The following is a 15,199-nucleotide window of genomic DNA, read 5'->3' as shown; positions in this document are numbered from 1 at the left end:
TGTGCTTTCTTCTGTCGTTGCTGCTTCTTTTGTTTGTGGTGTACTTTCTTCTGTTACTGCTTCTTTTGTTTGTGGCGTGCTTTCTTCTGTTGCTGGCTCTTTTGTTTGTGACGTGCTTTCTTCGGCTGTTGCACTTTCATTATTATTTGTTTCTACTGATTCAGACTGGTTATTTTCAGCTGCTTGTGCTTCATTATCTATTCCAAAAACTAGTGTTGCACCTACTAATATAGAAGCTGTTCCTACAGTGAATTTTCTAATAGAATATTTATTTAACTTATTTGATAAAAAATCCACTTTTTTATTAATTGGTCCTTGTCTTCTTTTATTCATACTTTACCTCCCAGTAAATTTCTTTTAAAAAGTTTTTATAATTAAAATAAAAACATACGTATTTGCAAGAAAACTACATATACTTTTATATGTAAATACATCTATAGAATAATCTTTTTTCTTATTTAACACAATACTTTTAAATTTTTTTACAATAAAAAAATAAATATTAAGCCTATCAAAAGACGAGATATTCTAATCTTTTTGAACCTAATAAATTGTTTTAATTATAATTTTCTACAATGTATTTTCTTAAACATTAACAATGTACATTGACATTAAACTATTTTCTTTCAATATAGTAAATAGTTTTTAATATTGTTTAAATTTACAAGTAGATTACATACATTTTTATAATTTTAACTAAAATATTGTAACACTTAACATACTTTTTTATCAAAAAATTTTAATTAATTTACTAAATATTTTATTTTTTAAAGGTTAGATATGGAAGCTAATTTAGACAATTTTCACTTGAATAATTTGGTACTGTTACCGCTTCTGTTACATCTTTTTTTGTTGTGAGTATACTCTGATCCTTTGTTATTTCATCAGTTGTTGGATAGTATGATTTCTCCTGAGTAATAGCTACGAATGAATCAGAGTTCATCTCTTTTTTCTCAGCAACTAAGAATACTGAATAAACATCGTCTATTTTTGCTGTACCTAGTACTATAAATAAACCTTTAGTTCTTCCATATTTAAATGAAAATATAATATTCAAACACTATTAATACTTTTTTTATTTAATTTAATAAAAAAATAAAAAAAGAGCGATACTTATCGCTCTTTAAACTCGTTTCTTCCTTTATAAATGTGTTTTTTAACATTATTATAATTTATTTTAAATGTTCGTACGGACTGTTATTGACAAATGATAAAATTTGATCGACAAATAGTTTTGCGCGTAATTGGAATTCTTCGTCATTTAAATACAGTGTGCCGTCTTCTAATTTTGCATAGTCCGAATCGTGTGTTGCAATTTGTGTAGGTACAGCAATACCTAATAAACTACGAACAATGACACGTAAATGTGAGAGTGGTTCTGAACTTACGATACCGCCACTGTTACCTATTAAGCCCACTGGTTTCATTTTGACATAATCCATATTAATGTGATCTAACGCATTTTTTAAAATGCCTGAATATGAACCATGATAATTTGGCGTACCAAAAATTAGGAAATCCGCTTCCATTGCTTTGTCCTGGAACTCTTTTGTATTCGCTTTAATTTCTTCTGTTGAATGTGTTGTTCCTGAAAAATCAAGTTGATTTAATGGTCTTTCAGCTAAATCAAAAATATCTACGTCGACATCATGATTATCGAATTGTCCTGTTAAATATTTAGCTAGTGCATTGGTATGTGAACCTACTTGTGCACTTCCTACTACGATAAGTCCTTTCATTTCGTTCTAACACCTCTTAAATATTATTTATTTCTCTTCAGTTAAAACTTTTATAATTGCTTTACCTACACCACTATGTTCATTGGTATCTGTAACCAATTTAGCTATAGCTTTCACTTCGGGCATCGCATTGTCCATCGCAACAGGATAGCCTACGCGTTCAAGCATGGATACATCGTTTAAATTATCACCTAACGCCATGACATCTTGTAAGTCAATATGAAGTTGATTAGCAATAGTTTCTAATGCAATTCCTTTTTGAGCATCTGAATGCGTAATTTCTAAATTACCACGTGATGATGATGAAACAGCAAGACTTGATATGGCCGATAATTCTTTTCCAATACGTTCAATTTTTTCAAGATCTGGATTAAACGCCAGTACTTTCATTATCAGTTCTCCCGGAATATCTTCAATATCCTTGTAATTATCGACAATTTTGAGTGTCCCGTTATCTATACGTTTTTGAATCCCTGCTTTAATCTTTTCAACATCACCTTGTTGGCCTGCATTTCTTGCAATATCTAAATAGATATCTAAATCACGTGTTGGATCTTCTGTATAAATCCCTCTATTCGTATACACTTGGTAGTACACGTCTTCTCGATCAAGAATCGCTTTAATTCGTTCTACTAATTCATGATTTAAATGAGAGGTATTCATAATATTGAATGATTCATCACGTACTTCTGCACCATTTAAACAAATATAAGGCACTTTTAAATCTGTTTCAGCCATAGGCGTGCTTGCTTCATAAAACGCACGACCCGTTGCAATGACTACTGTAATCCCTTTTGATTGAGCATATTTAATCGCATTAATATTTTCTTCTGAAATTTCATGTGCTGCATTTAACAGTGTCCCATCCATATCTGTTGCAATCAGTTTAATCATGCCGTTACCTCATTTCATTAGCTAAACTTACAGCTATTATATTTTAGAACATACATATTCAGTGAACACAATTACAAAATTTAAATTTGTTTTACCGTTCCTATTCTAACAAATTTATCATCTTTTGTACGGTGATGAGTTTCTTTTAACTTTTTTAGCTCTTAAATCACGGAAAAATTGTTTCAATAAATTGCTACACGCTTCTTCTAACACACCCTGTTCAACAATTGCACGATGATTAAATTGTGGTTGTTGTAGTAAATCCATTAAACTACCACTACATCCTCCTTTAGGATCCATCGCGCCATATACAACTCGTGGTATACGACTCATTACAACCGTTCCAGCACACATGACACAGGGTTCTAATGTGACATATAATGTACAATCTTCTAAACGCCAACTTCCTATGACTTTAGCTGCCCGTTCTATTGCTAAGTGTTCAGCATGAGCAGTAGGCTGTTGCAGGGTTTCTCTTAAATTATGGGCACGTGAAATAATGTCGTTATCTTTAACGATCACTGCTCCGATTGGAACTTCACCAAGCTGTCGAGCCTTTTTCGCTTCTTCAATTGCACATTTCATGTAAAATTCATCATTTGTCATATGTGTCATCCCTTACTTATGATAAAATACTCAATGTCTATTTTAACATTTGGAGATGTAATTATGAATAAACCATTTATTGCAATAGAAGGTCCGATTGGCGTTGGCAAATCGTCTCTTACTCATAAAATTAGCCAAACCTTTAATTATTATGAAGAAAATGAAATCATTAATGAAAACCCCTTTCTTTCTGATTTTTATGATGATATTTCAAAATGGAGTTTTCAAACTGAAATGTTCTTCCTTTGTAATCGTTATAAACAAGCACAAGATATTGCAAAAATTAATCAAGGTGTGGTAAGTGATTACCATATTTATAAAAATAGAATATTTGCCCGCAATACACTTAACGAATCAGAATTTGATAAATTCAATCGTATTTTCAATATTTTAACTGAAGATCTTGAATTACCTAATATGATCATCTTTTTAGATGCTGATTTAGATGTACTGAAACGTCGTATTGCTAAACGTAACCGTAGCTTTGAACATCAAATTGAAGATAGCTACTTACTTAATTTAAAAAAGGATTATTTATCATTTTATGAAACATTAAAAAATGAAGGTGCTAATGTGATTTTAATCGACACTTCTGATTTAGATTTTGTGCAAAATGAATCAGATTATCAATTGATTTTAAACCAAATTAAACCCATGATAGGAGATATAACATATGAATAATTACGGTATCCCTCAAAATGCAATTATTACAATTGCTGGAACGGTAGGCGTAGGAAAATCTACATTAACCCAAGCGCTTGCTGATAAACTCAATTTCAGAACTTCCTTTGAAAATGTAGACCATAACCCCTACTTAGATAAATTCTATAATGATTTTGAACGTTGGAGTTTCCATCTGCAAATTTATTTTTTAGCTGAACGTTTTAAAGAACAAAAACGCATGTTTGAATACGGAGGAGGCTTTATACAAGATCGTTCTATTTATGAAGATGTTGATATTTTCGCAAAAATGCATGAAGAACAAGGAACAATGAGTAAAGAAGATTTTAAAACTTACTCGGAGTTATTTGAAGCAATGGTTATGACACCCTATTTCCCTAAACCAGATGTTTTAATTTATTTAGATTGTGATTATGATGAAGTGATCGACCGTATTCATCAACGTGGCCGCGATATGGAAATGAATACTGATCCGGTATATTGGAAAAAGTTATTTAAACGCTATGAAAATTGGATTAACAATTTTAATGCTTGTCCCGTAGTAAGAGTGAACATTAATGAATATGATATTCATGAAAATCCCGACTCTTTAGATCCAATTATCGACAAAATTGCACATATTATTCAAACATATCGAAATGTCGATCATCGATAAAAAAAGAGAGACAGACTTTACTGTCTCATCTAGGCAAGAAGGACTAGAATTAAAAAATTGGTATAAACACATTTTTAATTCAGTCCTTGGCTGCCAATATGTTATAAATGTAGAAAATAACAATTGATACTTTAATCACTTTGTGTTTAATTACTTTGTGTATATTTTTTTAATACTTCTGGTACACTCACAGCTGTTTCAATCACGTAATCAGCATCCACAAGTTCCTCTTTTTTTGCGATACCACTTAATACACCAATGGCTAAACCTAACTTTGCATTCACTTTAGTCTTCATATCATTATTTGTGTCACCTACAATGGCTACATCTTCCGGTTTAACATCATAATGATCAAAAAGTGGCTTCAGTACTTCAGGATTGGGTTTTTCAGCCGCATGCGCTTCAGTAGAAATGACTAAATCAAACGCATCTTTAGAATGTGTTTCTTCTAAAAATTGTGTCACCCCTTTTTCAGAGTCACTAGTCACAATACCAATTTTATAGCCTTCATGTCGTAATGATTGAATCATATCATAAACGCCATCTATCCAGTTGTTTTCTGGTTCACGGCTATCTATTAATGTTTGACTTGTATCACGCGTCCATTTAGAAACATCTTTACCTGATTCGTCATTAAATGCATGAACAATTTCATCTAACGATCCTGAACCCATAACAGAATCCGGACTAATCGTATCTTTAACAACGCCTAATTTGCGAAGCGTTGCTTCTTTATTCGCTACAGGAAATGTCTCTAGGAAACTATTTACCAAGCGTACGCCAATTTTTTCCCAACTATGATCAAATTCGATTAATGTACCATCTTTATCAAATAATATCCATTCCATTTATATATACACTCCTTATTTTATATTTCATTGTAATATACATTGTTCTTTTAAGTATAATAAAAGAACTGCTTAGCATACGTTTATAAAAAAAGCCATACCTCTCTAGGCATGACTCAACTAAGAATAATATAAAACTAGTTTTGAATAACGTTGGCATTACTATGCCTCAACGGGAATGAGACTATGTGTAAGGGAATAGTCTCTAAGAATATCATACATCGCTTCATTTTTATTGTCTACAACAAGTTGATACGTGTCAACATTCCATTTCATTATATATTTATAACCTTACAGGTGCTATATTAAAAAATTCTACTTTTCCACAGTTTTTGCATTCTGTAATAAATGTTTTAATATTTGATGTTTCAGTATTATCATCACCTCTTATTTAATGTATCTCAATGTTAATTCGTTATAATTTAAATTATATATTAAGAAACACGCTTCTTATTTAGTAACTATATTTAAATAAAAAGCGTGCTTTAATAGTATTTAATGAAAATATATATTCAATTCGATTAGGGGGAAACAATTAATTTCTCGGTTCACCATTTACAAGAATACCACTTACTAAATCATATACTTTTTTAATGAAATTAAAGATATCTAACATGGTTTTCATCTCCTTAAATATGTTTACAACTAATAGTTTAGTATATATTTTAATTTATAGGAGATTTCTGCCTAAGTTGATATGATTCATGCTAAAGTGTCTTGATTTCCCTATTATTCCATATTAAATGTTGCGTAGAAGTCCAAATTATTCATCAAATTCCAAAAAAATAAAAAAGATGTATTGAAAAATAATAAAAAATTTGCCTTATTGCTTTTATATCTATAAGTGGTTTAATTAATAGATAATACGGTGATTATAATCTTCACTAAAAAAATATAAAATTCTATAAAATATCTTTGTAATATGCTATTGAGTAATTTTAACAATGATATTCATCATATCATTACTAAAAATGAAAGGATATATTCATGTTAATCGTTATTTTTATTTTATTCGGAATCGGAATTGGATTATTTATATTTAGTTTCTTCTTAGCACAAAATGAAGGACTCGCTTATAAAACAATTAGCCGAGGGTTTTCTGCACTATTTGTATCACTCGGTATATTAGCATTAATGGGGTATCTCATTAATTTTATTTCTTCACATTATTTAAATATCTAATTCCTTATATTTTCTATTCTCAAAAAAGTGGAAAGACAACTTTAAATGATGTCTTTCCACTTTTTCAATTTACTTTGTTGTATTATTGGTATCTTGATGATACTTGAATCAAATATATATCGTATTAATTACTCTAAGATGATCCAAATCACAGATAAAAATTGGAGCCAGGCAATCAAACAGAGCAACATCATAGTTAGCATTACTTTCATTGAAACTTAGTCTTACTAGTCGTCTACGAGTGAGGCTTTTTTCACATACAAAAAGGGGCTTTATGCCCCTAAAGATCTATATCATTTAAATGAATTTCAAATGTTGAGATTACCTAAGTAATAATGGTATTTGTAATAGAAGAAAAACACTAAGTCAAGGGTTGTCTTTTAGGTAATCTCATTACTTATTATTACATAATAAAATTTAATTATCTACATTACTTAAATAAAAAAATAATATTTTTTATATTTAAATATAATTAATTGTTAAAATGATTAAAATGTTTATCTTTATTTATAAAGGGTATAATTTAAATGGCAGAATATTTTGTTATAATATTTTGCTCCTTATTTATTTTACGTCACCACTCTTACTTAGTTCGACATAAGCTATGTTAAGAGTGGTTTTTTATGCAAAAAAGAAGCCAATTCACTTTTTGATATGCCCCCAAAAGTTGGTCTAAAATAAAAAACAACAAGCTAGAAACCGCGTGGTTATAACGTTTCTAGCTTGTTTTTATAAGTTATCTATATTTCGGAACAATGACTCTCCAGCCATGTTTATCTTCTAATTTACCACTTTGGATACCAGTGTATGTGTCATATAATTTTTTAGTGATTTCTCCAGGTTCATTATTATTAATCACAATTTCTCTATCTTCATATTTTAATGTACCTACTGGAGAGATAACTGCTGCCGTACCAGAACCAAATACTTCTGTTAATTCGCCTTTATCGTAAGCTTCGAATAATTCATCAATAGATACTTTACGTTCTTCTACTTCATAGCCTAATTCTTTTGCTAATTCGATAATTGATTTACGTGTAATACCAGGTAAAATACTACCATTTAACGCAGGTGTTACTAATTTGCCATTTTCAACAAAGAAAATGTTCATACTACCTACTTCTTCAACATATTTTTGTTCAACGCCGTCCAACCACAATACTTGATCATATCCTAAGTTATTCGCATTGGTTTGTGCTAATAAACTTGCTGCATAGTTACCTGCTACTTTAGCAAAACCTACACCTCCACGAACTGCACGTACATATTCATCTTCAACATAAATTTTTGTTGATTTTAATGTATCACCGCCGTAGTAAGCACCTGATGGAGATAAGATAATTAATAATTTGTATTTTTTAGAAGCACGAACACCTAAGATGCCTTCTGTAGCGAATACGAATGGACGAATATATAAAGATTGACCCTCGCCTTCTGGCACCCAATCACGTTCGATATCGACAAGTTGTTTCAAACCATCTAATAATAATTCTTCATCCACTTTAGGCATTTCTAAACGCGCTAATGAATCATTGATACGTTTAAAGTTTTGATCTGGACGGAATAATACGACGTCACCATTATGTTTATATGCTTTTAAACCTTCAAATACAGCTTGACCATAGTGTAAACTTTGTGCTGCTGGAGAAATTTCAAACGGTGCATAAGGAACAATTTTTAATTCTTGCCAACCGCCTTTTTCTTCATCATAATCTACACTTAACATATAGTCAGTAAAATATTGCCCAAATCCAAGATTTCCTTCTGGTTTTTCTTTAAGTGTGTCACGTTGTTCAAATTTAACTTTTTCTGACATGTTGAAGCCTCCTAATATATTTCATCAATAAGATTTAATATAAATTATAGCAATCTCAGATAGTCTATTCAATAAATTTTCTAAAAATTCAAACAAAATAAAAATGAAACCCTTTTCTTTTTTACTCTTTAAAAGAGAGTCAAATTCCAAAGCACCTTTTTAATTATGGACTTATGTCTTTTCTTCATTTTCTTTAATCGTTCGTATCATTGTTTCTGTCATTTTAGCCAAATGATATTTTGGATTAAAGCCCCATTCTTTTCGAGAATAACTGGTATCAATATTATCTGGCCACGTATCTGCAATCATTTGTCTTACTGGATCGACATCATAATCTAAGGTGAATTCTGGAATATGTTTCTGAATTTCTTTCTTAATCATCTCAGGTTCAAAACTCATTGCGCTTAAATTATAACCATTGCGTGTTACAAGTGTCTTACTATCCGCTTCCATAAGTTGAATAATCGCATCAACGGCATCGTCCATATACATCATATCCATATACGTATTTTTAGCAATATAGCTCGTGTAGTGACCATGTCTAACCGCTTCGAAATATATTTCTACTGCGTAATCTGTAGTACCTCCACCTGGCTCTTTGGTATGTGAAATGAGCCCTGGAAATCTTACACTACGTGTGTCGACACCAAACTTTTTAAAGTAATATTGGCATAATAATTCACCTGTAACTTTATTTATCCCGTACATTGTTGTCGGTTGTTGAATCGTATTTTGAGGTGTGTTTTTCTTAGGTGTAGACGCACCAAATGCCCCAATTGAACTTGGCATAAAGAAATGTAAGTCATACATTCTTGCAGTTTCTAAAGCATTCATTAACCCACCCATATTTAAATCCCAAGCCTGCAAAGGATTTTTTTCAGCTGTTGCAGAAAGTAACGCAGCCATATGCATAAGTGTATCTGCTCTAAAGTCTTCTACCACAGCCATCATTGCGTCACGATCTGTTACATCAAGTAATTCAAATGGACCATCATTAATCAATGAATGTGGTTCTAGCTCTTTAATATCAGTGGCTAATACATTATTTTTCCCATATAATTTTCTACATTTTAGTACCAATTCAGTTCCTATTTGGCCTAGTGCTCCTGTAATTACAATTCTCTTCATTGTCATTTCTTCTTTCGTCTTATATATCCTAATAGTGTCTTTTTAGAACTCCTCATATTCATAGATTCACTATATTATAACAATGCTTACACATATCATTAAATCGTACGTTTTGTTTGTTAATTATTTTTAAAAAGAGACTAACATGAAGAAATATTTTGTATCACTCTTATTGATTTTCTTTATACAATAAAAATACCGCATCAGCCATGTCTACGTTATCACTGATACGGTATCTATGTTTTATACAGTATAGGGTTAATTAGTTTGTTGAGCTTTTTTATAAAAGTATTGTGCCACTACTATATCTACAATAGCTAAACCTACTGATTTAAATACTGTCACTTCTTCTTCATCATTACGTCCAGATATTTTTCCACTTACGATATCTCCTAGTTCACCATGTAATGATCGCTCAGTAAGGATGCCTTCTTCTAATGGTACTTTTAAATCACCGGTTTCTTCCATTGCTGCTTCTGTAGATTCAACAACTATTTTATTAGCAATCAACATCGTTTCTGAAGGTAGTTCTTGCATTTCAGGTTTAAATGAACCTACTGCATTTAAATGAACACCGGGATGTAATGAATGAGAATACACCGGTTTATTTGAATTTGTAGCTGTCACAACAATATCTGCGTTTTCCATGGCTTGATCTGCTTCATCGAAGACTTTTGTTGACACGTGATACGTTTGTTTCACAAATTCAGCCAATGTTTCAGCTTTAGCTCTTGTACGACTCGAGATATGAAGCATTTCAATATCTCTCACTGCTAATATTGCTGCAATGAGCCCCTCAGCTTGATCTCCAGCGCCAATCACACACAATGTTTTTGCATTTTCACGCGCTAAATATTTTGTAGCTACACCAGAAATGGCGCCTGTACGAATCTTAGTTAAATAACTACCATCAAGTACAGCAAGGGTTTCTCCTGTATCATAATCGCTCAGCAAGACGGATCCAGTAATTGTTTTTTTATCTAGTTTAGGATTATTAGGTGCGAAAGTGACTGTTTTAATACCGACAATATTTAATTCATCTGATAAAGCTGGCATCACTAAATATCTATTTTCTTTATTAAAAGGTAACACATAACGTAATGGCGTTTCAGTTTTTCCTTCTGAAAACACCTGTAACGCATGACCGACTTCTTCAATCACTTCTTTCATATCTAATAAGTTTTGTTGATCCTGTTCATTTAAAACGAGCATTTCATAGACCTCCACTGTTTGGATATTGTTAAACAATAGATTAGAAGTAGCAATCATCCAATTTAATCATTATATATTCTAATCAATTGAATATTAATATTTTTTATAGATTTTATTAACTTATTATTGTGATGATATAAAATTGATGATATCTTTATATTATAAATAAAAGATACTATTTATATAGTATAGTGCCTTGCGATTTCATAACAATATGAAACTATTTATAAACTTTTGACACCATCACTTTTCTTATGAGAAAAGTGATTTTTTTATCTTTCTATAAATGATTGCTATAATACCTTTGTTTCAATCTATAACACCTTCATTATAATAGGTAGCTTTATTATTTAAAAATACTTTTAAACTGTGATTATAGTATGTAAGATTTTGATCTGCTTCTTCGATGGTCATCCATTTTGTTTCTGAAATTTCATCTTTCATTTGTATATCTATGACTTCATTTTTAATTGTAGCTTTAAACATAATAAATAATGTGTGTACATTCATTTGAGTTGATTTACCTTCATTAATACTTACGATATCTCCAATCTTAGCATTAAGACCTGTTTCTTCCATTACTTCACGTTTCAAAGCTTCAATTAGCGTTTCTTCCTTTTCTACCTTTCCTCCTGGTAATGACCACCCCCCGCCATCTGTATTATTAACAAGTAATACTTTTCTTTCTTGATTTTGTATGAGCGCATATACGACTTTTAAATCTTTCACAGTTTCACCTTCCATCATTTGGAATTTCAAATCGACTTACTGGCTGGCCGTTTTTTTTAATGTACGAATTAATTTCATATCCTCCATGTTTTTTTATTACTTTTTGTGAAGCATCATTATAAGGATTACATGTCATCAATACTTTATGTATCCCCATTTTATTTAGTCTATTTAGTGCTTCTTCTAACATGCTTGAAGCATAACCATTTCCTCTGTATGGTTTGGCGACGCCATAACCTACATGTCCTCCAATGTTTTTTAATTTATCATTAAGTTCATGACGAATATTTACTGCACCAACAATATCATCATTTTTAAAATAAAATAATGTTGTAGAAGGAACGGTATTCATATTTACGGGTGGATGATTCAATTGTTCGACCATTTGTTGAAAAGATTGATAATGTGCGACATCGACATTAGATGGAACAATTTTCTCATTGTTGTCATACCAATATTGTAAATATCGAATTAAACTTTCTTTATCTTTATACTCTAGTTTTCTTAATTCAAGCATGTATACACCTCTTTTTTTTACAATTAGTGTACCACTAAAAATGAAAAACAATCCATTTATACATTTAAACTAATAGATGACTCAAATTAATTAAATGTTTATTTAATACTATTTAACCTTTTCCAACTTTTTAATACTTTAAGTGCTTGATCTAACATTTTTTAGTGCGTGCGACATCATCACCTACGACATAGATAGCTTTAGATAATGTACCGCTTTGGAAATCAATTTTGTCTTGTAAGTCTAAATGTTTTACTATTCCTGCACCTTTATCTATCACAAAACCATGTGTCTCATCATTTCTCTTTTATTATTGATTCATCATCATTTTATATTATAAGATAATTCATTCATTTAATACCTGGTAGTGTATCTTTTATTAAAATTATAATGAGTGACTACTGAGTTTAAGTAGAATTTGTTATACTAAAGTTCATAATAATTAGGAAGAAGTGGTCAATGTGTTTGATTGGTTTCAATTAGCCAGTGAAAAAGAAAATAGAATGATTCAAATGCGTCGTTATATGCATCAATATCCAGAGCCTTCTTTTGAAGAAACGTGGACACATAACTACATTCTCAATCAGTTAAGTCATTTAGACTGTGAGATTGTGTCACCTGTAGGACGAAATGGTATCAAGGCAACTTTTAAAGGGAAAGAAAATGGTCCAACTATTGCATTTCGTGCAGACTTCGATGCATTACCAGTCCAAGAATTAAACGACGTTCCATATAAATCTAAAAACGATGGTTTTATGCATGCATGTGGTCACGATGGTCATACTGCTATTTTATTAGGTGTTGCTGAAATTGTTCATGAACATCGCCACTTATTAAAAGGAAATGTTGTATTTATTTTTCAATATGGTGAAGAGATTATGCCAGGTGGCTCTCAAGAAATGATTGATGATGGCTGTTTAAACGATGTTGATAAAATTTATGGTACTCATCTTTGGAGTGGTTATCCTACTGGTACAATTTATTCAAGACCAGGTGCAATCATGGCTTCTCCAGATGAATTCTCGATTACCATTAAAGGTAAAGGAGGTCATGGCGCTAAACCTCATGAAACAATTGATCCAATTGTAATTATGGCTGAGTTTATACTAAGTGCTCAAAAAATCATTTCTCGTACCATTGATCCTGTAAAAGAAGCAGTATTAACCTTTGGTATGGTACAAGCAGGTTCTTCTGATAGTGTTATTCCAGATTCAGCATTTTGTAAAGGGACCGTACGTACCTTTGATACAAAACTACAAGCTCATGTTCAAGAGAAAATGGATAAGTTATTACAAGGTCTTGCATTAGCGAATGATGTCACTTATGACATGGAGTATATTAGAGGGTATTTACCAGTTCATAATCATGAAGCAGCTTATGAAACAGTTAAACAAGCGGCAAATGAGTTACATTTACGTTTTAATAAATCAGAACTGATGATGATTGGTGAAGACTTTTCACACTATCTAAAAGTCCGACCTGGTGCATTTTTCTTAACTGGATGTGGCAATGCTGATAAAGGTATTACAGCCCCACATCACAATCCTCATTTTGATATTGATGAAACAGCATTTAAATATGCTGCAAGTGAATTTCTTAAAATCTTAGAACTTGAAAGCGTTTTTTAATTCATTGTTAAATATGTATCGTAAATCTTAGAAAATAAACGATTGAACCAGCTCATAGATAGTATTTATCTATGAGCTGGTTTATTAATATTTTTTACTAAATGAAAGCAAAGTGAACTTACGTCTTATTTTCAAATAAAAAAAGACCCCCACTAAGGGAGTCTTCTATATCAAATAATAAATTATTCGAAGATTTCAGTTACAACGCCTGATCCTACAGTACGTCCACCTTCACGGATTGAGAAACGAGTACCGTCTTCAATCGCGATAGGAGCGATTAATTCTACTGTCATTTCAACGTTGTCGCCAGGCATTACCATTTCAGTACCTTCTGGTAAGTTAACAACACCAGTTACGTCAGTAGTACGGAAATAGAATTGTGGACGATAGTTAGTGAAGAATGGAGTATGACGTCCACCTTCATCTTTTGATAAAACGTATACGTCTGCTTTGAATTTTGTGTGAGGTGTAATTGAACCTGGAGCAGCTAATACTTGACCACGTTGTACATCTTCACGAGCAACACCACGTAATAAAGCACCGATGTTGTCACCAGCTTCAGCGTAGTCTAATAATTTACGGAACATTTCTACACCAGTAACAGTTGTTTTAGAAGTTTCTTTGATACCAATAATTTCAACTTCTTCACCAACTTTGATTTGACCACGTTCAACACGGCCTGTAGCAACAGTACCACGACCAGTGATTGAGAATACGTCCTCAACTGGCATCATGAATGGTTTATCAGAGTCACGTTCTGGAGTTGGAATGTAATCATCAACTGCTTGCATTAATTCTAAGATTTTTTCTTCGTATTGAGCATCGCCTTCTAAAGCTTTTAAAGCTGAACCAGCGATTACAGGTACGTCGTCACCTGGGAAGTCGTATTCAGATAATAAGTCACGTACTTCCATTTCAACTAATTCTAATAATTCTTCATCGTCAACCATGTCAACTTTGTTTAAGAATACTACTAATGCTGGTACACCAACGTTACGTGATAAAAGAATGTGTTCACGAGTTTGTGGCATTGGACCGTCAGCAGCAGATACTACTAAGATACCACCGTCCATTTGAGCAGCACCAGTGATCATATTTTTAACATAGTCAGCGTGTCCTGGGCAGTCAACGTGAGCATAGTGACGTTTGTCAGTTTGATATTCGATGTGTGCAGTATTGATTGTAATACCACGTTCTTTTTCTTCTGGAGCGTTGTCAATCATGTCATATGATTGTGCTACAGTGTCACCATTTTTAGCTAATACAGTTGCGATAGCAGCTGTTAAAGTAGTTTTACCATGGTCAACGTGACCGATAGTACCAATATTGGCATGTTCTTTTGAGCGATCAAATTTTTCTTTTGCCATTATTAAATCTCTCCTATTCTAGTTAAAGTTATTTCAATATTATCTCTCATGATAGTTACTCACTATCATGAGACATAATGATTGTTCTAAAAAGAATTCATAGTTCTTTTATAATGCATTTTGGATAAAAAATCAATTCATAAAGATGAATGCTTAATTAATAAGCTCAAGCTGTATTTTACCTAGATTTACTAGTT

Annotated in this window: 16 protein-coding genes and 1 pseudogene; 4 read left to right on the top strand and 13 right to left on the bottom strand. The window is 31.8% G+C overall.

What is annotated here, in order from left to right:
- The 5 genes from HMPREF2578_RS02195 to tadA form a co-directional block, all read right to left on the bottom strand.
- Positions 1–333, bottom strand: a 333-nt coding sequence (locus HMPREF2578_RS02195) for a YSIRK-type signal peptide-containing protein (RefSeq protein ID WP_070508229.1), incomplete at its 3' end; no start/stop codon positions are given.
- A 454-nt stretch (positions 334–787) separates the two neighbouring features.
- Entirely contained in the window at positions 788–1,057 is a 270-nt protein-coding gene (locus tag HMPREF2578_RS02190) for a hypothetical protein (RefSeq protein WP_070508228.1), read from the bottom strand.
- 115 nt (positions 1,058–1,172) lie between these two features.
- The gene (locus HMPREF2578_RS02185) at positions 1,173–1,739 is read right to left on the bottom strand and encodes an NADPH-dependent FMN reductase (protein WP_070508227.1); all 567 of its coding nucleotides are present in this window, start codon (positions 1,737–1,739) and stop codon (positions 1,173–1,175) included.
- Between the two features lie 27 nt (positions 1,740–1,766).
- Complete coding sequence (locus HMPREF2578_RS02180; protein WP_017175353.1) at positions 1,767–2,633, bottom strand: HAD family hydrolase; 867 nt, start codon at positions 2,631–2,633, stop codon at positions 1,767–1,769.
- Between the two features lie 117 nt (positions 2,634–2,750).
- Positions 2,751–3,239: a tRNA adenosine(34) deaminase TadA gene (gene tadA, locus HMPREF2578_RS02175; protein WP_049382356.1), complete on the bottom strand. Its 489-nt coding sequence runs from the start codon at positions 3,237–3,239 to the stop codon at positions 2,751–2,753.
- Between the two features lie 63 nt (positions 3,240–3,302).
- On the opposite strand from tadA, the gene HMPREF2578_RS02170 reads away from it, so the two are divergent.
- Together HMPREF2578_RS02170 and HMPREF2578_RS02165 are read left to right on the top strand one after the other, a co-directional pair.
- Positions 3,303–3,920, top strand: a complete 618-nt coding sequence (locus HMPREF2578_RS02170; RefSeq protein WP_049382355.1) for a deoxynucleoside kinase — start codon at positions 3,303–3,305, stop codon at positions 3,918–3,920.
- Positions 3,913–4,575: a deoxynucleoside kinase gene (locus HMPREF2578_RS02165; RefSeq protein ID WP_002449060.1), complete on the top strand. Its 663-nt coding sequence runs from the start codon at positions 3,913–3,915 to the stop codon at positions 4,573–4,575. The genes HMPREF2578_RS02170 and HMPREF2578_RS02165 overlap by 8 nt, the downstream gene beginning before the upstream one ends.
- 146 nt (positions 4,576–4,721) lie before the next feature.
- Here the strand turns inward: HMPREF2578_RS02165 and HMPREF2578_RS02160 are convergent, their stop codons facing one another.
- Positions 4,722–5,423: an HAD family hydrolase gene (locus tag HMPREF2578_RS02160; protein ID WP_049382354.1), complete on the bottom strand. Its 702-nt coding sequence runs from the start codon at positions 5,421–5,423 to the stop codon at positions 4,722–4,724.
- A gap of 987 nt (positions 5,424–6,410) precedes the next feature.
- Between HMPREF2578_RS02160 and HMPREF2578_RS02155 the strand changes: the two genes are divergently transcribed.
- Positions 6,411–6,605 carry a hypothetical protein gene (locus tag HMPREF2578_RS02155; RefSeq protein ID WP_002449037.1) on the top strand — a complete coding sequence of 65 codons (195 nt, stop codon included), beginning with the start codon at positions 6,411–6,413 and terminating at the stop codon, positions 6,603–6,605.
- A 736-nt stretch (positions 6,606–7,341) separates the two neighbouring features.
- On the opposite strand, the gene HMPREF2578_RS02150 is transcribed toward HMPREF2578_RS02155, so the two are convergent.
- The 6 genes and pseudogenes from HMPREF2578_RS02150 to HMPREF2578_RS02125 all read right to left on the bottom strand — a co-directional run.
- Positions 7,342–8,421 carry a branched-chain amino acid aminotransferase gene (locus tag HMPREF2578_RS02150; protein ID WP_070508226.1) on the bottom strand — a complete coding sequence of 360 codons (1,080 nt, stop codon included), beginning with the start codon at positions 8,419–8,421 and terminating at the stop codon, positions 7,342–7,344.
- A 171-nt stretch (positions 8,422–8,592) separates the two neighbouring features.
- The gene (locus HMPREF2578_RS02145) at positions 8,593–9,549 is read right to left on the bottom strand and encodes an NAD-dependent epimerase/dehydratase family protein (RefSeq protein WP_070508225.1); all 957 of its coding nucleotides are present in this window, start codon (positions 9,547–9,549) and stop codon (positions 8,593–8,595) included.
- Positions 9,550–9,807: 258 nt separating this feature from the next.
- A complete protein-coding gene (locus HMPREF2578_RS02140) occupies positions 9,808–10,761 on the bottom strand; it encodes an ornithine cyclodeaminase family protein (RefSeq protein ID WP_070508224.1) in 954 nt (317 codons plus the stop codon).
- A gap of 309 nt (positions 10,762–11,070) precedes the next feature.
- A complete protein-coding gene (locus HMPREF2578_RS02135; RefSeq protein WP_002455746.1) occupies positions 11,071–11,490 on the bottom strand; it encodes an NUDIX hydrolase in 420 nt (139 codons plus the stop codon).
- Between the two features lie 4 nt (positions 11,491–11,494).
- On the bottom strand, positions 11,495–12,007 hold the full coding sequence (locus HMPREF2578_RS02130) for a GNAT family N-acetyltransferase (protein ID WP_070508223.1): 513 nt from the start codon (positions 12,005–12,007) through the stop codon (positions 11,495–11,497).
- A 157-nt stretch (positions 12,008–12,164) separates the two neighbouring features.
- A pseudogene (locus tag HMPREF2578_RS02125) lies at positions 12,165–12,305 on the bottom strand (8-amino-7-oxononanoate synthase); the annotation flags it as partial.
- Between the two features lie 163 nt (positions 12,306–12,468).
- Here HMPREF2578_RS02125 and HMPREF2578_RS02120 point away from each other — a divergent pair.
- Positions 12,469–13,635, top strand: coding sequence for a M20 family metallopeptidase (locus HMPREF2578_RS02120; RefSeq protein ID WP_070508222.1), 1,167 nt, complete (start codon positions 12,469–12,471; stop codon positions 13,633–13,635).
- 182 nt (positions 13,636–13,817) lie between these two features.
- Here HMPREF2578_RS02120 and tuf read toward each other — a convergent pair whose 3' ends face one another.
- Positions 13,818–15,002 carry an elongation factor Tu gene (tuf, locus tag HMPREF2578_RS02115; RefSeq protein WP_017175321.1) on the bottom strand — a complete coding sequence of 395 codons (1,185 nt, stop codon included), beginning with the start codon at positions 15,000–15,002 and terminating at the stop codon, positions 13,818–13,820.
- Between the last annotated feature and the right edge of the window lie 197 nt (positions 15,003–15,199).

The organism is Staphylococcus sp. HMSC072H03 (assembly GCF_001809305.1).
GTDB classification, from domain to species: Bacteria; Bacillota; Bacilli; order Staphylococcales; family Staphylococcaceae; genus Staphylococcus; species Staphylococcus hominis.
The sequence above is the reverse complement of the archived record's forward strand: the minus strand, read 5'-3'. Positions and strand labels throughout refer to the sequence as shown.

Coding starts and splice junctions, on each gene's coding strand:
- HMPREF2578_RS02160 (WP_049382354.1), bottom strand. CDS start 5,423: ATGGAATGGATATTATTTGATAAAGATGGTACATTAATCGAATTTGAT.
- tuf (WP_017175321.1), bottom strand. CDS start 15,002: ATGGCAAAAGAAAAATTTGATCGCTCAAAAGAACATGCCAATATTGGT.
- HMPREF2578_RS02165 (WP_002449060.1), top strand. CDS start 3,913: ATGAATAATTACGGTATCCCTCAAAATGCAATTATTACAATTGCTGGA.
- tadA (WP_049382356.1), bottom strand. CDS start 3,239: ATGACAAATGATGAATTTTACATGAAATGTGCAATTGAAGAAGCGAAA.
- HMPREF2578_RS02185 (WP_070508227.1), bottom strand. CDS start 1,739: ATGAAAGGACTTATCGTAGTAGGAAGTGCACAAGTAGGTTCACATACC.
- HMPREF2578_RS02145 (WP_070508225.1), bottom strand. CDS start 9,549: ATGAAGAGAATTGTAATTACAGGAGCACTAGGCCAAATAGGAACTGAA.
- HMPREF2578_RS02155 (WP_002449037.1), top strand. CDS start 6,411: ATGTTAATCGTTATTTTTATTTTATTCGGAATCGGAATTGGATTATTT.
- HMPREF2578_RS02150 (WP_070508226.1), bottom strand. CDS start 8,421: ATGTCAGAAAAAGTTAAATTTGAACAACGTGACACACTTAAAGAAAAA.
- HMPREF2578_RS02180 (WP_017175353.1), bottom strand. CDS start 2,633: ATGATTAAACTGATTGCAACAGATATGGATGGGACACTGTTAAATGCA.
- HMPREF2578_RS02140 (WP_070508224.1), bottom strand. CDS start 10,761: ATGCTCGTTTTAAATGAACAGGATCAACAAAACTTATTAGATATGAAA.
- HMPREF2578_RS02170 (WP_049382355.1), top strand. CDS start 3,303: ATGAATAAACCATTTATTGCAATAGAAGGTCCGATTGGCGTTGGCAAA.
- HMPREF2578_RS02130 (WP_070508223.1), bottom strand. CDS start 12,007: ATGCTTGAATTAAGAAAACTAGAGTATAAAGATAAAGAAAGTTTAATT.